At 72.3% G+C, this 18,758-nt stretch carries 12 protein-coding genes and 3 pseudogenes; 4 read left to right on the forward strand and 11 right to left on the reverse strand.

All coding sequences use genetic code 11. The annotated features are described in order from the left end of the window. Positions 1 to 87: 87 nt before the first annotated feature. From dapA to BLW82_RS45390, 4 genes and pseudogenes are all read right to left on the reverse strand, one after another. Positions 88 to 987, reverse strand: a complete 900-nt coding sequence (gene dapA, locus BLW82_RS11900; protein WP_093498760.1) for a 4-hydroxy-tetrahydrodipicolinate synthase — start codon at positions 985 to 987, stop codon at positions 88 to 90. A gap of 235 nt (positions 988 to 1,222) precedes the next feature. Next, positions 1,223 to 1,675, reverse strand: a pseudogene (gene thyX / locus BLW82_RS45380) (FAD-dependent thymidylate synthase); the annotation flags it as partial. Then, a pseudogene (locus BLW82_RS45385) lies at positions 1,676 to 2,602 on the reverse strand (HNH endonuclease); the annotation flags it as partial. Next, positions 2,582 to 2,872, reverse strand: a pseudogene (locus BLW82_RS45390) (FAD-dependent thymidylate synthase); the annotation flags it as partial. The pseudogenes BLW82_RS45390 and BLW82_RS45385, both read right to left, overlap by 21 nt. 200 nt (positions 2,873 to 3,072) lie before the next feature. Between BLW82_RS45390 and BLW82_RS11910 the strand changes: the two are divergent. Both BLW82_RS11910 and BLW82_RS11915 read left to right on the forward strand, forming a co-directional pair. Beyond that, on the forward strand, positions 3,073 to 3,309 hold the full coding sequence (locus BLW82_RS11910; protein ID WP_093498762.1) for a hypothetical protein: 237 nt from the start codon (positions 3,073 to 3,075) through the stop codon (positions 3,307 to 3,309). A 90-nt stretch (positions 3,310 to 3,399) separates the two neighbouring features. Then, the gene (locus tag BLW82_RS11915) at positions 3,400 to 3,954 is read left to right on the forward strand and encodes a hypothetical protein (protein WP_093498763.1); all 555 of its coding nucleotides are present in this window, start codon (positions 3,400 to 3,402) and stop codon (positions 3,952 to 3,954) included. A gap of 114 nt (positions 3,955 to 4,068) precedes the next feature. Here the strand turns inward: BLW82_RS11915 and BLW82_RS11920 are convergent, their stop codons facing one another. From BLW82_RS11920 to rpsO, 5 genes are all read right to left on the reverse strand, one after another. Beyond that, complete coding sequence (locus tag BLW82_RS11920; RefSeq protein ID WP_093498764.1) at positions 4,069 to 4,518, reverse strand: tetratricopeptide repeat protein; 450 nt, start codon at positions 4,516 to 4,518, stop codon at positions 4,069 to 4,071. Between the two features lie 14 nt (positions 4,519 to 4,532). Further along, positions 4,533 to 5,285: a 4-hydroxy-tetrahydrodipicolinate reductase gene (gene dapB, locus BLW82_RS11925; protein ID WP_093498765.1), complete on the reverse strand. Its 753-nt coding sequence runs from the start codon at positions 5,283 to 5,285 to the stop codon at positions 4,533 to 4,535. Positions 5,286 to 5,314: 29 nt separating this feature from the next. Next, positions 5,315 to 6,694, reverse strand: a complete 1,380-nt coding sequence (locus BLW82_RS11930; RefSeq protein ID WP_093498766.1) for a M16 family metallopeptidase — start codon at positions 6,692 to 6,694, stop codon at positions 5,315 to 5,317. Next, positions 6,691 to 8,916, reverse strand: coding sequence for a polyribonucleotide nucleotidyltransferase (locus tag BLW82_RS11935; protein ID WP_093498767.1), 2,226 nt, complete (start codon positions 8,914 to 8,916; stop codon positions 6,691 to 6,693). Before BLW82_RS11935 ends, BLW82_RS11930 begins: the two co-directional genes overlap by 4 nt. Before the next feature lie 343 nt (positions 8,917 to 9,259). Continuing rightward, positions 9,260 to 9,547, reverse strand: coding sequence for a 30S ribosomal protein S15 (rpsO, locus tag BLW82_RS11940; RefSeq protein ID WP_004924725.1), 288 nt, complete (start codon positions 9,545 to 9,547; stop codon positions 9,260 to 9,262). Positions 9,548 to 9,836: 289 nt separating this feature from the next. Here rpsO and BLW82_RS11945 point away from each other — a divergent pair, with 289 nt between their 5' ends. Continuing rightward, positions 9,837 to 10,130 (forward strand): DUF397 domain-containing protein, encoded by a 294-nt coding sequence (locus tag BLW82_RS11945; RefSeq protein WP_093498768.1) that lies wholly within the window; start codon positions 9,837 to 9,839, stop codon positions 10,128 to 10,130. Positions 10,131 to 10,561: 431 nt separating this feature from the next. Continuing rightward, on the forward strand, positions 10,562 to 13,879 hold the full coding sequence (locus BLW82_RS11950) for an SCO5717 family growth-regulating ATPase (protein WP_143063659.1): 3,318 nt from the start codon (positions 10,562 to 10,564) through the stop codon (positions 13,877 to 13,879). 80 nt (positions 13,880 to 13,959) lie between these two features. Here BLW82_RS11950 and BLW82_RS11955 read toward each other — a convergent pair whose 3' ends face one another. After that, a complete protein-coding gene (locus tag BLW82_RS11955; protein ID WP_093498769.1) occupies positions 13,960 to 14,910 on the reverse strand; it encodes a bifunctional riboflavin kinase/FAD synthetase in 951 nt (316 codons plus the stop codon). Between the two features lie 118 nt (positions 14,911 to 15,028). Then, complete coding sequence (locus BLW82_RS11960) at positions 15,029 to 18,730, reverse strand: trypsin-like peptidase domain-containing protein (RefSeq protein ID WP_093498770.1); 3,702 nt, start codon at positions 18,728 to 18,730, stop codon at positions 15,029 to 15,031. Positions 18,731 to 18,758 lie beyond the last annotated feature (28 nt).

An 18,758-nucleotide genomic window follows, 5' to 3' on the forward strand; every position in this document is an offset into this window, starting at 1 on the left:
CGTTGTCTTGGTGGGGTGCGGGCACCGGTGTCCCGCTTATTCAGTTGTGAAGCGTTGCTGCGCGGACGGCCGCGCAGAAGTCTGTTGTCAGAGTTGTACCCCGCCGGCGGCAAGATCGATCTTGAGCTGGGCAATCTCCTCGGCCGAACATTCGACCATGGGGGCACGCAGGGGTCCCGCGGGCAGGCCCTGGAGGGTGAGGGCGGCCTTGGTGGTCATGACGCCCTGGGTGCGGAACATGCCGGTGTACACCGGGAGCAGCTTCTGGTGGATCTCGGCGGCCTTGACGACGTCACCGGAGGTGTAGGCGTCGACGAGGGCCCGAAGGTCGGGGGTGACCACGTGGCCGACGACCGAGACGAAGCCGACCGCGCCCACGGAGAGCAACGGCAGGTTCAGCATGTCGTCGCCGGAGTACCAGGCGAGGCCGGACTGCGCGATGGCCCAGCTCGCGCGGCCCAGGTCGCCCTTGGCGTCCTTGTTGGCGACGATCCTCGGGTGCTCGGCGAGGCGGACGAGCGTCTCGGTGCTGATCGGGACGCCGCTGCGGCCGGGGATGTCGTAGAGCATGACGGGCAGCCCGGCGGCGTCGGCGACGGCCGTGAAGTGCCGGTACAGGCCCTCCTGCGGGGGCTTGTTGTAGTACGGCGTGACGACCAGCAGGCCGTGTGCGCCGTCGCGCTCGGCCTGGCGGGCCAGCTCGATGCTGTGGTGGGTGTCGTTGGTGCCGACTCCGGCCACGACATGGGCGCGGTCGCCGACCGCCTGCAGTACGGCTCGTACCAGGTCCGATTTCTCCGCGTCACTCGTGGTGGGCGACTCGCCGGTGGTCCCGTTGATGATCAGGCCGTCGTTGCCTGCGTCCACCAGGTGGGTGGCGAGCCGCTGTGCGCCGTCGAGGTCGAGTGCGCCGTCCGCCGTGAAGGGCGTGACCATGGCGGTGAGGACCCGCCCGAAGGGGGTCTGCGGAGTGGAGGTCGGAGCCATGGGTTACACGCTACTCGGTGCTCACGGCGCGGTCTGCCCTCGGGGTGCAGGGAAAGTCCGGACAAATGCGGAGCCCGGCACTGCCCGCTCGGGGGTTCAAGCAGTGCCGGGTCCGTTTGATCAGGCTAGATGAACTTCTCTAAATGCCGCAATACGGACACCTCGCGAGGCTGATCCGTACATCTGTGCCGAGCCCGACAAGAAGCGCGAACGTCGGGCCGCGCCACCGGCCGTACTACGGCGCGACCCGGCCGTTGGCGTTGAAGGCCGCATGGGTGAGCGGCATGAGCTTGGCCCACTCCGCCTCCATCTTCTCGCCGACCATCTCGATCTCCCGCTGCGGGAAGGACGGCACCTTTGCCAGCTCGTGCTGGGTGCGCAGGCCGAGGAAGTGCATCAGCGAGCGGGCGTTGCAGGTGGCGTACATGGAGGAGAAGAGGCCGACGGGCAGGACCGCACGGGCCACCTCGCGGGCGACGCCTGCGGCGAGCATTTCCTGGTAGCGCTCGTACGCCTGGATGTACGACTCCTGCATCGAGCGTTCCACGATCTCCTGCTGGGCTTCGGTGCCCGGCACGAACTCGTACTTGCCGGGACGCCCCTGCTGCACCAGCTTGCGGTCCTCGCCGGGGACGTAGAAGACCGGCTGGAGCTCGCGGTAGCGGCCGGACTCCTCGTTGTACGAGTTGTGGACGACGAAACCGTTCGCGAGGAAGTTGTGCCAGGGGCCTTCCACCGAGAGGTCGTACGTCATCTCCTCACCGTCGGCCTCGATGGCGACGACCTGGTCCGGCACCGCCTTGGCGACCTGGCCGCCGCGCTCGGCCAGCGCCTGCTCCCCCGCGCTCTTGGTCGCGTGACACGGCTCGCAGGCCGGGGCGAGGTTCTTCTCGTCGAGGGCCCGGAGCAGGTCACCGGCCACCGGGACGACGTGGTCCAGGGCGAGCTGGTCGCGCGGGAAGTCCGCACCGCAGAGGTGACAGGTGTCGGTCTCCTTGATCAGACGCTCGCGCTGCATGGAGGTCCACACGCCGATGCCACGCCGCAGGCTCGGCGGGACCAGACCCTGCGACGGGCGCGGCGCCGTACCGGAGACCAGGACGGCGTCCCCGACGGTGAGCTCTCCCGCCTTGCACCAGCCCTCCGGGGTGAAGAGGGCGTGGTCGACCGTGCAGCGGAGGGTCTTGCCCGAGGCGGTGGTGATCTTGACGAGCGGCTTCACGCCCGACTCGATCACGTCGACGATCCTGGCCCGCTGGGCGAGCAGGGTCTCCTCGTCGTGGCAGCGCACGCGGTTGCGGCGGACCGATTCGAGCTTGCGGATGCGGGTGCTGGGGTGCAGTTCCCGGAACTCCGCGACGGCGGACTCGGCCGCCTCACGGTTCTCGTACAGGCCGAGGTAGTGGTCGGTGTCGCCGCGTCGCACCTGCGCCATCCACTTGCCCGCCCGGCCGTGCCAGGTCACGCCACCGGCCGAGTGCGGCAGACGATCCTCGACACCCAGGTGCCAGAGCTTGTACAGCTCGGCGATGGTGCGACGGCGCAGGTGGCCGGCCTCGCTCTCCAGCGTGATCTCCGTGTCCCCGGCGAGGCACCAGCCCACCCGGTGCCGCATGAACTCGCGGAAGACGAAGATCGGGGCGCTGATGAAGAAGGTCATCGAGTTGTGCTCGAAGGGGCTGCCGTGCCGGTCGCGCATCAGGTAGTTGATGAGGCCCTTGGAGCGCTCCGGGTCCTTCTCCAGCTCGTCCAGGGACTGCTCGCCGGCGGTGGAGACGCGTGCGGCCCACAGCACGTCGGAGTCGGCCGCGCTGTGCTTGACCAGGTCGACGGTGACATCGCTCCGGAAGCTGGGCTTGAGGTCGTCGGCGGGGGTGTCGGTCACGGCTCGGAGGGTCCTTCCATCACTTCTCTCGGGCGGCGCCCACTCTACGGCCCGGTACCGACATCGGGCGTTCGGTGCCGGGGCTCGACATACGGCAGCGAATTTCTGTGAATTCGGTGAAACCGGGCACCTTCGGGGTCACTCGCCCGTCTGTGTAGATGGCAGACAGTCGTTCGATCCCGAAAGGGGATGCACCGCCCATGTTCCGTCGGCGCGAACCGGTTCCGTTCGCCTTCCTCGCCGAAGCCGACAGGTTCCGGAGCAATGTGGCCCCTCCGCCCCGTCAGCGGTCGTCCGTGAGTCAGATAGCCGGGCGATGGCTGCTCGGGCTGACCATCGTGGCCGGGCTCGTGGGCTCGCTGGTGCTCGGCATGCCGGCGCTGTCCACGCCGTCCGGCTCGGGAACCCAGCAGTCGCAGGCCTCTCAGGGGCGCTGACTCTTCCGGACCCCCGTGAGTGGTGGGCGGGAACACGGGCGGATAGCCTCACCGGGCACAGCCCATGCATGGATTGAGTGAGGACCAGCCGTGCCCCTGCCCTTCCTGATGGCCGACCGCACCGACGACGCGGCACTCGACGACGCCCTGCCCCACGACGACCGCCATCGCTGGCGGCGCCCCTACCGGCCCGGGCCGTGGCGGGTCGGCGGAGCCGCCCTGTGGCTGCTGCTCGCCTCGTTCGTGCTGTTCGCGGCGGTCGCGCTGGCCCTGACCGGCTCGCCGTCCTCCGCCGTGACGGTACTCGGCATCGCCCTGCTGATCATCGCCGCCGCACTGCGGATACTGCGCATGGGCGTGTGGGTGAGCGCGCACGGAGTGCGCCAGGTGGGTCTGCTGTACACGCGGACGGTGCCCTGGAAGCGGGTCGTCGAGGTGCGGACGGCGCAGCAGCCGGTGCGGTGGCTGGGCCTGCCGCGGACCGTGCAGGGGCAGGCGCTGACGCTGGTGCGCAAGGACCGTGCCCCAGCGGACACCGAGCCGTTGCTGACCACGCACGGGATGGACTTCGTGGGCCGGGCGTCGGCCTTCGACCGGGCGGCGGACGTGGTGGAGGCGTGGGCGGCGGAGTACCGGCGCGGCTAGCTCCGCGAGCAGCTCCGCCGACAGCGCGGTGATGTGCCGGGTGCCGGGTGCGGCGCCGTTGTGGCTGGTCGCGCGGATCTCCCCCAGCCTTCGGCCGGCGACCCCCAGCGCCCCTTACGGGGCGCGTCTGCCGTCGCGCAGGGCGATGGCGCGCTGCATCGCCTTGCGGGCGCGCGGGGTGTCGCGGGCGTCGTGGTAGGCGACGGCGAGCCGGAACCAGCTGCGCCAGTCGTCGGGGGCGGCCTCGGTCTCGGCCTTGCGCTTGGCGAAGACCTCGTCGGCCGAGTCCCGGTCGATGCGGCCGCCGGGCGTGCGCTTCAGCTCGTCCACGGGCAGGCCGCCCTCGGCGTCGAGTTCGGCGGCGAGGGCGTTGGCCCTGCGGACGAACTGGGTGTTCTTCCACAGGAACCACAGGCCGATGACCGGCAGGATCAGCACCGCCACCCCGAAGGTGACGGTGAGGACCGTGCCGGCCTGGATGAGCATCACGCCCCGGCTGCCGACCAGGACGAAGTAGAAGAGGAGGACGGCGGCCGTGAGGGCGTAGGAGAGCTTCGCGCGCATGTCGTTCTGCCGGTTCAGCTCAGGTCCAGGAAGTTCTCCAGGCCGAAGGTCAGGCCCGGAGTGGTCACCACCCGGCGGGCGCCGAGCAGGATGCCCGGCATGAAGCTGCTGTGGTGGAGGGAGTCGTGCCGGATGGTGAGGGTCTCGCCCTCGCCGCCGAGCAGGACCTCCTGGTGGGCGAGGAGACCGCGGAGGCGGACGGCGTGGACGGGGACGCCGTCGACGCTGGCGCCGCGCGCGCCGTCCAGGGCGGTCACGGTGGCGTCCGGGGCCGGGGCGGTGCCGGCCGCGCGGCGGGCCTCGGCGATGAGCTGGGCCGTGCGCGTGGCCGTGCCGCTCGGCGCGTCGACCTTGTTCGGGTGGTGGAGTTCGACCACCTCCACCGACTCGAAATAGGGCGCCGCGATCTGCGCGAACTTCATCGTCAGCACGGCGCCGATGGAGAAGTTCGGGGCGATGAGCACGCCGGTCTCCGGGGACTGGGCGAGCCAGCCCTTCAGCTGCGCGAGGCGCTCGTCGGTCCAGCCCGTGGTGCCGACGACGGCGTGGATGCCGCGGCGCACGCAGAAGTCGAGGTTGCCCATCACCGAGGCGGGGGTGGTGAGTTCGACGGCGACCTGGGCGCCGGAGGCCTCCAGGGCCTCCAGCTTGTCGCCCCGGCCGAGGGCGGCGACCAGTTCCAGGTCCTCGGCGGCCTCGACCGCCCTGACCGCCTCGGAACCGATCCGGCCCTTGGCGCCGAGGACCGCCACGCGCAGCTTGCTCATCTTCGTCTTCGTTCCTTACCGGTGGTGTGTCAGGCGACGGCGTCGTGCAGGCGTGCGGCCTGTTTGTCCTTGAGCGGGCCGATGACCGACAGCGACGGGCGCTGTCCCAGGATGTCGCGGGCGACCGAGCGGACCTCGTCCGGGGTCACGGCCGCTATCCGGGCCAGCATGTCGTCGACGGACATCTGCTCGCCCCAGCACAGTTCGCTCTTGCCGATACGGTTCATCAGCGCACCGGTGTCCTCCAGGCCGAGGACCGTGGAGCCCTGCAGCTGGCCGATGGCACGCCCTATCTCCTCGTCCGGCAGGCCGTGCGCGGCGACCTGGTCGAGTTCGTCCCGGCAGATCTTGAGCACGTCGTGCACCTGCGAGGGCCGGCAGCCCGCGTAGACGCCGAACAGGCCGCAGTCGGCGAAGCCCGAGGTGTACGAGTACACGCTGTAGGCCAGGCCGCGCTTCTCGCGGACCTCCTGGAAGAGCCGGGAGGACATGCCGCCGCCGAGGGCGGTGTTGAGCACGCCCAGCGCCCAGCGGCGGTCGTCGGTGCGGGCGAGGCCGGGCATGCCGAGGACGACGTGCGCCTGCTCGGTCTTGCGGCCGAGGAGTTCGACGCGGCCCGCGGTGCGGATGGTGCGGCTGCCGTCGCGCGGGGCGATGGGCTGCGCGTCGGAGCTCTTGAGGGCGCCGGACTTCTCGAAGGCCGCGCGGACCTGTCGTACGACCTTGTTGTGGTCGATGTTGCCCGCGGCCGCGACCACCAGGTGGGTGGGGTCGTAGTGCTTCTTGTAGAAGCGGCGGATGCGGTCGGCGGTCAGGGCGTTGACCGTGTCGACCGTGCCGAGGACCGGGCGGCCGAGGGCGTTGTCGCCGAACATGGTGTGCGCGAACAGGTCGTGCACGCAGTCGCCCGGGTCGTCCTCGGTCATCGCGATCTCCTCGAGGATCGCGCCGCGCTCGACGTTGACGTCGTCCTCGAGGATCAGGGAGCCCGTGAGCATGTCGCAGACGACGTCGATGGCGAGCGGCAGGTCGGTGTCGAGCACGCGCGCGTAGTAGCACGTGTACTCCTTCGCCGTGAACGCGTTCATCTCGCCGCCGACCGCGTCGATGGCGGAGGAGATGTCCAGCGCGCTGCGCCGGGTCGTGCCCTTGAAGAGCAGGTGCTCCAGGTAGTGGGTGGCGCCGTTCAGCGCTGGCGTCTCGTCACGGGAGCCGACGTGGGCCCAGATGCCGAAGGTCGCGGAGCGGACCGAGGGCAGGGTCTCGGTGACGACGCGCAGTCCGCCGGGGAGGGTGGTCTTGCGGACCGTGCCGATGCCGTTCTCACCCTTGATCAGGGTTTGGGTACGGGCGACGGCCCGCGCCTCCGAGGAGGTGCGGGCCGTCGTCGTAGAGCTGCTCGACGTCACTTGTCGGTGTCGTCCTTTGCGTCCTCGGAGGAGGCCTCTTCCTCGCCCTCGATCACGGGGATGAGGGAGAGCTTGCCGCGGGAGTCGATCTCGGCGATCTCGACCTGGACCTTCTGGCCCACGCCGAGGACGTCCTCGACGTTCTCCACGCGCTTGCCGCCGGCGAGCTTGCGGATCTGCGAGATGTGCAGCAGACCGTCCTTGCCGGGGAGGAGGGAGACGAAGGCGCCGAACGTCGTCGTCTTCACGACCGTGCCCAGGTAGCGCTCGCCGACCTCGGGCATCGTCGGGTTGGCGATGCCGTTGATGGTGGCGCGGGCGGCCTCGGCGGACGGGCCGTCGGCGGCACCGATGTAGATGGTGCCGTCGTCCTCGATGGTGATCTCGGCGCCGGTGTCCTCCTGGATCTGGTTGATCATCTTGCCCTTGGGGCCGATGACCTCGCCGATCTTGTCCACGGGGATCTTTACGGTGATGATCCGCGGGGCGTTCGGGGACATCTCGTCCGGCTTGTCGATCGCTTCCATCATCACGTCGAGGATGTGGAGGCGGGCGTCCCGGGCCTGCTTGAGGGCGGCGGCCAGGACGGAGGCCGGGATGCCGTCCAGCTTGGTGTCGAGCTGGAGGGCGGTCACGAACTCCTTGGTGCCGGCGACCTTGAAGTCCATGTCACCGAAGGCGTCCTCCGCACCGAGGATGTCGGTGAGGGTGACGTAGTGCGTCTCGCCGTCGACCTCCTGGGAGATCAGGCCCATGGCGATACCGGCGACCGGGGCCTTCAGCGGCACACCGGCGTTCAGCAGCGACATGGTGGAGGCGCAGACCGACCCCATGGACGTCGAGCCGTTGGAGCCGAGGGCCTCGGAGACCTGGCGGATCGCGTAGGGGAACTCCTCGCGGGCCGGCAGGACCGGGACCAGGGCGCGCTCGGCGAGGGCGCCGTGACCGATCTCGCGGCGCTTCGGGGAGCCGACGCGGCCGGTCTCGCCGGTGGAGTACGGCGGGAAGTTGTAGTTGTGCATGTAGCGCTTGCGGGTCACCGGGGAGAGGGTGTCCAGCTGCTGCTCCATCCGGAGCATGTTCAGGGTGGTGACGCCCAGGATCTGGGTCTCGCCACGCTCGAACAGCGCCGAGCCGTGCACGCGCGGGATGGCCTCGACCTCGGCGGCGAGCGTACGGATGTCCGTGACGCCGCGGCCGTCGATGCGCTTCTTCTCCTTGATCACGCGCTCGCGGACCAGCTGCTTGGTGAGCGCGCGGTACGCGGCGGAGATCTCCTTCTCGCGGCCCTCGAACTCCGGGAGCAGCTTCTCGGCGGCCAGGCCCTTGACGCGGTCCAGCTCGGCCTCGCGCTCCTGCTTGCCCGCGATGGTCAGCGCGGAGGCGAGCTCCGGGCGGACGGCGGCGGACAGCGCCTCCAGGACGTCGTCCTGGTAGTCGAGGAAGATCGGGAACTCGCCGGTCGGCTTGGCGGCCTTGGCGGCGAGGTCGGCCTGGGCCTTGCAGAGGACCTTGATGAAGGGCTTCGCGGCGTCCAGGCCGGCGGCCACTACGTCCTCGGTCGGCGCCTCGGCGCCGCCCTTGACCAGCTGGATGGTCTTCTCGGTGGCCTCGGCCTCGACCATCATGATCGCGACGTCGCCGTCCTCCAGGACACGGCCGGCGACGACCATGTCGAAGACGGCGTCCTCGAGCTCGGTGTGCGTCGGGAACGCGACCCACTGGCCGTTGATCAGCGCGACGCGGACGCCGCCGATCGGGCCGGAGAAGGGCAGACCGGCCAGCTGGGTGGACGCGGACGCGGCGTTGATCGCGACGACGTCGTACAGGTGGTCGGGGTTGAGCGCCATGATGGTGGCGACGACCTGGATCTCGTTGCGCAGGCCCTTCTTGAAGGACGGGCGCAGCGGGCGGTCGATCAGACGGCAGGTGAGGATCGCGTCCTCGCTCGGCCGGCCCTCACGGCGGAAGAAGGAACCCGGGATCTTGCCGGCGGCGTACATCCGCTCCTCGACGTCCACCGTGAGGGGGAAGAAGTCGAGCTGGTCCTTGGGGTTCTTGGAGGCGGTGGTGGCCGACAGCACCATGGTGTCGTCGTCCAGATACGCCACGGCGGAGCCGGCGGCCTGCTTGGCCAGGCGGCCCGTCTCGAAGCGGATGGTGCGGGTGCCGAAGGCGCCGTTGTCGATGACGGCCTCGGCGTAGTGGGTCTCGTTCTCCACTAGCGTTTTCTCCGTTACTTTCGTCTGCGTTACGTCTTTTGTCCTGATCCGCCCGTGTGGCGGGAGGACGGTTGCGGAGAAGCGCGCCGTGCTGTGCGGGCCGGTCTTCGATCGAAGCACCCGGGGCTCGCTTCCCCCCGGGGGCCACTACCGAGGACCGGCGGCGGCTTGGGTGCGCTTCTCCTTCTTCGTGTCCTGCTGTGTCAGCTGTCGTGCTGTGTCGTGCGTATTGCGTTGTGCTACCACACTACAAAGCGTGAGTGACACTCCGCACGTTTCCGCACGTACGGCAAAGGGAGCGGCCCCGGGGTGTCTCTCCGGGAACCGCTCCCTTCACGGCGTCTTACTTGGCGCCCGCCGCACCGCGGCGGATGCCCAGGCGGTCGACCAGCGCACGGAAGCGCTGGATGTCCTTCTTCGCCAGGTACTGCAGGAGGCGACGGCGCTGACCGACCAGGATCAGCAGACCACGACGGGAGTGGTGGTCGTGCTTGTGGGTCTTGAGGTGCTCCGTCAGGTCGGAGATCCGACGGGACAGCAGAGCGACCTGGACCTCGGGGGAGCCGGTGTCACCCTCCTTGGTACCGAACTCGGAGATGATCTGCTTCTTCACTGCGGCGTCGAGCGACACTCGTACTCCTCGTAGTCTGAATGGCCACCGAGTGCCCCCGGTCTTTGTCTCGGGGGAGCTTCCGTTACTCGGGAGGCGGGGATCCGCTGGGCGCTGCCTCCAGGGTCCGCGAGGACTCCGGGGGTGCGTACACGAACGGCCGTCGTCAAGGGTACCAGTGCCGGTAGGGGGCTCCGTCCCGGGGATCAGGAAGAAGGATACGGGGCCGATGCGACCGCCAGTAGTGTGACGGTCACAGCCCAGGGACGAGGATCACGGCCTGGGTACGACGGGAAGGGGTCGCTGCGGGATGAACGAGACGGCTGAGGAGATGAAGGCGCGCAAGGAGCGGGAACGGGACGAGCTCTACGCGCTCGACATCTCGGGCGTCGAGTGGCACTGCGCGCCCGGTACCGAGCAGGACGAGGAGCGCGTCGAGATCGCCTACCTGCCGGAGGGGGCGGTGGCCATGCGGTCGTCCCTCGACCACGACACCGTGCTGCGGTACACGGAGGCGGAGTGGCGGGCGTTCGTGCTGGGCGCGCGGGACGGTGAGTTCGACCTGGAGCCGAACGAGCGCAACGGCGGGCCGGCCGCCCAGTAGGCGGATGCGGGAACTCGAAGGGGCGGCACGCGTGCGTGCCGCCCCTTCGAGTTCCCGCATCCGCCGGTCAGTTCGTCCGCCCACGACACGGAGGGGCGGGACGGCGGACGCCAACTGGTATCCGGACTGGCGGCACTTGTCCGTTTTGTTCATCACCTGTTCGGCAATACGAAGGCTCCGCACACCACTTCAGGGCAGGGTGTGACCAGGCGGACCTCCGACGAGAGGCGGACGGGCCTGCCGAGGTGCGGCTCACGGTGATTAGGCTGGGAGGGGGGGCACGACGTCCGGACCGCGAATACGGCGTCGGCTTCCCGAGGGGGAGAGCCGGTGGATCGGACTACCTCAGACGAATACGGATGCTGAGATCGACACGACATGGTCGTCGCGCCGGCACGGCATGAGGGTGCTCGACCACATCAGGAGGAACTGTGAGCAGCGATCGGGACGGGATCCGCGGGGGCTGGGCCACACCCGGCGATGACCAGCCCGACGCGGAGTCCCTCAACGAGATGACGGGCGAGTTCACGATCGACTACGCGCCGCCCGCCTGGTACACGCAGAACGCGGCCGACGGTTCCGCGCCGGCGAGCGGCGGACCGGGCGGCTCGGGACCCGTGGGGGCGTCCGACGCCGAGAGCGGTCCGGGCGCCGGTCCCGGGCCGGGCGGTGCCGGTGCCGGTACGGCGCGTGCCGCCCAGCCTCGTTCGCCGTTCCCGCCGGGGACGCCGATCCCCGGGCTGACCCCTCCTCCGCACGCCCAGCAAGGTGGCGGGCGGCCGGGTCCCGGGGCACCCTTCACCCCGCCGACGTCTCCGCCGACGTCCGGTCCGGGCGCGCCGTTCACGCCCCCGCCGACGTCAGCTCCCGGAGCTCCGTTCACTCCACCGCCCGCTTCTCCGCCGGGCGCGCCGTTCACTCCGCCGGCCACCGCGACGCCCGGGGCGCCCTTCACGCCTCCGGCGGCTTCCCCTGCGGTGGGTGCGCCGGGCACTCCGCCGCCCGCTTCGACGCCGGGTGCGCCCTTCACCGCGCCGCCCGCGTCAACTCCCGGGGCGCCGTTCACTCCCGCGCCCGCTGCGACGCCGGGGGCTCCGTTCACCCCACCGCCCGCCGCCACGCCGGGTGCGCCGTTCACGCCCCCGGCGCCGAGCGCGGACGCCGACGCGCCGACCGCGCCGCCCAAGGCACCGTTCATCCCGGCCCCGGCCCCGGCTCCGGCCGCGCCGCCCGTCGGCGGGCCGACCGCGGTACCGCAGTTGCCGGTCGGTTTCGAGCCGCAGCCCGCCGCCGAGAAGCCGGCACCGGAGCCTGAAGAGGGCAGCGGTGACCTGGAGAGCGGTTCGACGATGCGGTTCTCCCCCGTCGCGCTGAAGCGCGAGACGGCCGAGGCCGCCGGGCCCGTCGCCGACGAGGTGGACGAGGAGGCCGAGGCCGAGGCCAAGGCCGTCGCGCTCCCGGTGACCGAGGAGGCGGACGCCGAGGCCCCTGAGGACGCCGACAGGGAGACGATCGGGGACGGGGCGCCGAGCGACGAGTTCGAGGGCGCGGACGCCGAGGCCGAGGCCGAGTTCGAGGCCGAGTTCGAGGCCGAGAACGATGCCAGTGCCGAAGTCGATGCCGAGGCCGAGGCGAACGGTGCGGACGAGGCGAACGGTGCGGACGAGGCGGACGAGGCGGACGAGGCGGACGACGCGGACGAGGCCGTGCGGGCAGCCGTCCCCGCGGACGACACGGACGAGGAGAAGCCCCGGGACGCGGTCGTCGTGGACGCCCATGACGAGGACGACGACAACGAGGCCGGAGCGCACTCCGAGACCGGCGACGCCGTAGCCGCCGTCGCCCCCGTCGAGCCCCCCGCCGTCCCCGCACCCCCGGCCCCGCCGCAGGATGCGCCCCCGGCTCCGGAGGACCTCGTGCCCACCGGCTGGGCTCCCCCGCCGACGCCTCCGGCGGTGGTTCCGCCGCTGCCGCCGTCGTACCAGCCCGCGGCCCCCGCGCCCGCCGCCCAGTGGCCGGTCCAGCCGGCGGCACCGGAGCCCGCGCCCGGTCAGCCGCAGCCCCAGCCCGCGGCCGCGCAGGGTCCGCAGCCGTTCCAGCCGCAGGCACCGCAGCCCGCACCCGCCGCCTGGAACCAGCCGGCGCCCCCGCAGCCCGGACAGCCGCAGCCGTACGCCGCGCAGCCCGCCGCGCCCGACGCGCAGGGCGGCTACGGCTTCCCGCAGCCGGGCGCTCCCCTCCCGCCGCCGCAGGCACCGGGCGGTTACGGCTTCCCGCAGCCCGGGCAGCCGCAGGCCCCGGTCCAGCCCGGCGGTTACGGGTTCCCGCAGCCGGGCCGGCCTCCCCAGCCGCAGGCCGCCCCGCAGGACCCGCGCGCCGCACAGGCGGCACCCCAGCAGGCGCCGCAGCACCCGCAGGCGGCCGACCCGCAGGCCTCGCAGCCCCAGCCGCCCGTCGACCCCCGGGCCGGGGCCGCCTGGCCGCAGCCCATGCAGCACGACCAGCGGCAGATGACCAACCCCGGTGCCGCGCCGCTGGGTTACACCGCCGCCGTGGAGCTGTCCTCCGACCGGCTGCTCAACAACAAGAGGCAGAAGGCGAAGAGCGGCCGGCCCGCCGCCGCGTCCTCCCGGTTCAAGATCGGTGGGAAGAAGGAGGAGGCCGAGCGGCAGCGGAAGCTGGATCTGATCCGCACGCCGGTGCTCTCCTGCTACCGGATAGCGGTGATCAGCCTCAAGGGCGGGGTCGGCAAGACCACCACGACCACCGCGCTCGGCTCCACCCTCGCCACCGAGCGCCAAGACAAGATCCTCGCCATCGACGCCAACCCGGACGCCGGCACGCTCGGCCGCCGCGTGCGCCGTGAGACCGGCGCCACCATCCGCGACCTGGTCCAGGCGATCCCGTACCTCAACTCCTACATGGACATCAGGCGGTTCACCTCGCAGGCGCCGTCCGGCCTGGAGATCATCGCCAACGACGTCGACCCGGCCGTCTCGACCACGTTCAACGACGAGGACTACCGGCGTGCGATCGACGTGCTGGGCAAGCAGTACCCGGTCATCCTCACCGACTCCGGCACCGGTCTGCTGTACAGCGCGATGCGCGGGGTGCTCGACCTCGCCGACCAGCTGATCATCATCTCGACGCCGTCGGTGGACGGGGCCAGCAGCGCGAGCACCACACTGGACTGGCTGTCCGCGCACGGGTACGCCGACCTGGTGTCGCGGTCCATCACCGTGATCTCGGGGGTCCGCGAGACCGGCAAGATGATCAAGGTCGAGGACATCGTGGCGCATTTCGAGACGCGCTGCCGGGGCGTCGTGGTCGTCCCCTTCGACGAGCACCTGTCCGCCGGTGCCGAGGTCGACCTCGACATGATGCGGCCGAAGGTGCGGGAGGCGTACTTCAACCTCGCGGCGATGGTCGCGGAGGACTTCGTCCGGCACCAGCAGATGCACGGCCTGTGGACCAACGACGGCAACCCGCCGCCGGTGGCCGCCCCGCCGATGCCCGGCCAGCCCCTGCCCGGCCAGCAGCCGTACGCCCCCGGCCAGCCGCAGCCGTACGCGCCGCCAGGGCAGCCCTACCCCCCGCAGCCGTACCCGCAGCAACAGCAGCCGTACCCGCAGCAGCCGCCGTACGGCCAGCCCCAGCCCGGCGCCCAGCCGTACCCGCAGCAGCCGGGATACGGCTACCCGCAGCAGCCCCCGCAGCCCCCGCAGCCCCCGCAGCCCCCGCAGCAGTAGCGGGAACGCCGAAGGGCGGCCGGTGCCTCTGCGCACCGGCCGCCCTTCGGCGTCACGCCTCTGCTGGACTCTCGGCCTGATCAGGCGTTCTCGGCCGCCACCAGCTCCCGGCAGCGCTTGACGTCCTCGCCCATCTGCTCGAGCAGGGCGTCGAGGGACTCGAACTTGGCCTGGCCGCGGACGTAGGCCAGGAAGTCGACGGCGACGTGCAGGCCGTACAGGTCGAGGCCCACGCGGTCGATGGCGTACGCCTCCACCGTGCGCTCGGTGCCGTCGAACTGCGGGTTGGTGCCGACGGAGATCGCGGCCGGCATCACCTCGCCCTGCGCGTGCAGGTAGCCGGCGTAGACGCCGTCGGCGGGGATCGCGGTGTGCGGGAGGGTCTCCACGTTGGCCGTGGGGAAGCCCAGCTCGCGGCCGCGCTGGGCGCCGCGCACGACCACGCCCTCGACCCGGTGCGGGCGGCCCAGGATCTCGCGGGCGCCCGCCATGTCGCCCTCGGCGACCAGGCGCCGGGTCAGGGTCGAGGAGAACGGCTCGCCGCCGCCCGCCTCCCCGCGCACGAACAGGTCGACGACCTCGACCTCGAAGTCGTACACCTTGCCCTGCTCGACGAGGAACTCGACGTTGCCCGCGGCCTTGTGGCCGAAGCGGAAGTTGGGACCCTCGACGACCGCCTTGGCGTGCAACTTGTCGACCAGGACCTTCACCACGAAGTCGGCGGCCGACAGCTTCGAGAACTCGGTGGTGAAGGGCAGGATCAGGACCGCGTCCACGCCCAGCTCCGCCATCAGCTCCGCCCGTGTGTGGTGCGGGGCGAGCAGCGGCGGATGGCTGCCGGGGCGGACGACCTCGCTGGGGTGCGGGTCGAAGGTGACGACGACGGCCGGGATGCGCAGCTCACGCGCGCGGTCCACGGCATGCCGGATGATCAGCTGGTGACCGCGGTGCACACCGTCGTAGGACCCGATGGTGACGACGCTGCGCCCCCAGCCCTCGGGGATGTCCTCCAAGCCACGCCAGCGCTGCACTGTGTCCGCTCCTCGAACCTGTGTCCGTTGTCCGTCTTACGCAGGTCTAAGGGTGCCATGTTTGCCGGACCTGTCTCACACCGGCACGGTCGCTGTGACCGGGCGCACGTGTCCGCGCTCATGCCGGGACCCGGACGCCCGCGAGGTTTCCCAGCATGCGGCGGGTGCTGGGCCCGACGACCGCGGCCCACTCCTGCGGGGTGTCGGTGAGCCAGCGGGCCATCAGGGCGGCGAATCCGGGGACGTGCCGGCCCAGGTCGACCAGCCCCCGGTCGAACCGGGTCGCCCCGTCCGGGGTGCGGACCAGCAGCAGTCCGGTGCGCCTGACCAGCTCGCGCATCCCGTCGCCGTCGTCCTCGCGCTGCGCGGCGGCCGCGTGCAGCAGCGCGTCCAGGACGCCCGGGTCGCGCTCCCGGTCCAGCAGGAACTCCAGGAGTTCCTGGCGCAGCGGTCGCGAGGCGAGGGTACCGGCCGCGCCGAGGACGGTCGCGAGGGCCGCCCGGACCGGCTCGGGACCTTCGTCGAGCAACTCGGTGACCAGCGGCAGCAGGACGGTACGGGACTCGGCGCCCTGGTCCAGGCGGCGCTCGACGAACCCGGCCACCTGCCCGGCCAGCTCCGGCCGCAGCGCGGCGGCCTCCAGGACCAGCTCGGTGACCCGCTGGGCGAGGGCGGGCGCGGTGACGTGGGCTAGGGTGCGCAGCACCTGACCCGCCTCCGGTCCGCGCAGCCGCGCGCGGAAGGCCTCCAGGACCTCGTCGGAGTGGGTGGCGAGGGCGGGGAGCAGGGCGGCGGGGGTGAGCTGGTGGTCGCCGTCGGCGAAGTGGCGCAGCGCCTGCGGGAGATGGCGGGCGCGGGTCACCGGATCGCGGACCAGCAGGGCCAGGGCGCCGCCGTGCAGGGTGCAGTCGGCGGGGCGGGCGAGCAGGGCGAGGGCGGCGTAGCGGAGCAGTTCGCGGTCGGGTTCGCTGTGCACGTGCGGGGCGGTGCGCAGCCCGTGGACCACGGCGGCCACCCGGCGGGCCGGGCGCTCGTCGTGCGCCCAGCGGTCCACGGCCCGGCACACCGCCGACGGCTCGTCCTCGGCCAGCACGGCGAGCAGTTCGTCGCCGCGCCGGTGCGCCGCGTCCACCAGCACCTCGGTCAGCTCGTCCAGGGCCCGGTGCCGGTGGGTGTGCAGCAGCGCCTGGGCCGCCGTCGCCACGGTGGCGTGCGGCATCGCGGGCAGCGGCCGCTCGTCGTCGAACCAGCGGGTGAGACACGGCTGTACGGCGACGGGGTCGGCGGCCAGCAGCCGGGCCACGGCGTCCAGGTAGCGGGGGGCGGTGCCGTCCGGGTCCTCCGTCGACGGGCGGGTGGGCGGAGGGGCGGTCGGCGGGGTGGGCGGACGGGTCGGCCGGGGTCCGAAGCGGCTGATGCCGACGGTCTCCGGCAGCGGCTCGTCGGCGAGGACGAGCCTGCGCAGCAGATCGAAGCGGTCGATGTCCGGGAGGGCGAGCTCGGTCCAGAAGTCCGGGCCGAACTCCGGGGGCGCGGTGCGCTGCCGGCCCACGACCCGGTCGGCGAGCAGCCGCAGCACCCCGGTGTACGGGGTCGCGTCGGGCAGCCGCAGCAGGGTCTGGGCGAGCAGGCGCGCGGCCCACCAGGAGCCGGGGTCCAGGTCGAGGGCGTGCGCCAACTCGTCGAGCCGCGGCGCGAGTCGGGCGGGCCCGTACTCGCGGTCGAGGAGCAGCAGGGCCTGGACGACCGGGCCGACCCTGTGGTGCGGGACGGGCAGCGGGTGGGCGCCCAGGGGGCTGCGGGGGCGGTGGACGAGGGCGTGCAGGGCCTCGTCCAGGTCCAGGTGCATGCCCTGGATCCAGTCCGCGAGCTCTTCGTGGGCGAATCGGTAGCCGCCGCCCGCGGGCACCAGCAGGCCCTCGGTGAGCACGGCGGAGGCCCAGCCGGAGCCGCCGCCGAGGTGGGCCGGGACGGGTCCCCAGGGGAACACAGCTTCGAACGACTCCCGGTCCAGCTCTCCCTGCCCGGGACCGAGACTGCGCCTGGCGGCCTCGTGCACCTGCCCGGAGACCCGGGCGGCGAGCCGTCGTACGGCCGTGCCGCGCAGGCCGTTCTCGGCGGCCAGGCGGACCGCGATGCGCAGGCACATCAGGTCGAGGTAGGCGGCGAGGACGTCGTGCCGGTCGAGCGGGTCGCCGTCGTCCGGGGCGTCCGGGAGGGCGGCCCGGACCTCGCAGAGCAAGCGCAGGGTGAGCGGGTGCCGGGCGTCGCGTTTGATGAGGGCGCCGTCGGGGATGCCGTAGCGGGAGCGGGCGCGGTGGGCCTCGTCGGGGGTGAGGTCGGTCAGCCGGACGCAGGCGGGATCGCCGGTGCCCTGGTGCAGCAGCTCGGGCGGGAACTCGGTGCCGGCCTGCTCCCAGTACTCCTCGCGGCAGGCCAGCAGCAGGCGGGCGCCGGTGTCGCGCAGCCAGTCGGCGGTGCCCTCGGTCCAGGCGGGGAGCCGGTGGGCGAGGACCGGGGGCATCTCCTCGGGGCCGTCGAGCAGCAGGAGCAGCGGGCGGCCGGCGCAGGCCGCCCGCCTGGCCAGCCGCTCCACGGTCAACTCGCCGAGGTCACCGGGTAGTTGGGAGCGGGAGGCCGCGACGATCCGGACCGCGCGCTCCAGGGAGCGGCGGGCCGCGGCGGCGACGGAGTCGTCGGCGTCCCTGAGGTCGGCGCCGCGGAGCCAGAGGGTGGGAGCGGGGGTCGCTTCGCGGGCGCGACGGGCGGCGAGTGCGGCGAGCTCGGTGGTGCGGCCGGTGCCGGGGGCGCCGACCAGGGCCAGGACAGTGGCCGCGGGCTTTCCGGTGCCGGCATCGGTGCCGGTGCCTTCGGCGAAGGCCGACAGTTCCGCTGAGGTGACCGAGCGTTCGACCGGTTGCACGGGGTCGGTGAGTTCGCCGGTGAGTGCCATGAAAGGTGGTGGGGCGACTGCGGGTGCGCAGGGGCTGGTCGCGCGGTTCCCCGCGCCCCTTCGGGGCGCTGTCATGTGGGGAGGGGTGCGGCCCACGTAGCCGGCCAGGGCTCCCGGAGGGCCGTCCTGGCCCACTGAGGTCGCTGTCAGTTCGAGTACGCCCGCAAGGTTGAGGTCGATGCCGTAGGCGGGAACCGTGGCCGCGTTGGTGGCCAGGAGGTCGGCGAGGGGGCCGCTGCCGGTGCGGTGGAGGGGGACGGCGAAGCCCACGTCGCGCTGGCCGGACTGGAGGGCGGTGCCGAGGACGGCCAGGACCGCGCCGGTCTCCGCGTCCAGGACCGGGCCGCCGGCCGCGCCGCCGCCCAGCCGCAGGGCGTCCCGGCCCGCTGTGCCGATCGCCAGCTCCAGGGCGTCCTCGAGCAGGTGGAAGCGGTCGGTGGCGGTGTACGTCACCTGCGTCGCGGCCAGTACGCGGGCCTCGCGCCAGCGGTCGGCGGCGATGCGCACGTAGGCACCGGCCGGGATGCGCTCCCGTACGGTGATCGGGAGCGGGTCCACGGCGAGGCCCTCGGTGCGGACCAGGGCCAGGTCGTGGGCGGGCAGTGGGACGACGGCGTCCGAGCCGACCACGCAGGTGCGGTCCCCGGCCGCGTGCAGCACGATCCGGGCCAGGCCGTCGACGGCCTCGTGGCTGGTGATGAGCGTCCCGTGGTGATCGGCCAGGAAACCGGTGCCGCGCGGGCGCCCGGCGAGGTCCCGGATCCGGACCAGCCGTTCGTCCAGCTCCGGCCCCCACTCCCGCACCGTCTCCCGCGCAGCCTCCGCCATGCGGCGGCCGCTCCCGGTCCGCGGGCCCCGTCCCGCCATGATCGAACCTCCCCGCCCGTCCACCCGT

Origin of the sequence: Streptomyces sp. Ag109_O5-10, assembly GCF_900105755.1 — a bacterium.
In the GTDB taxonomy this organism is placed as follows: domain Bacteria; phylum Actinomycetota; class Actinomycetes; order Streptomycetales; family Streptomycetaceae; genus Streptomyces.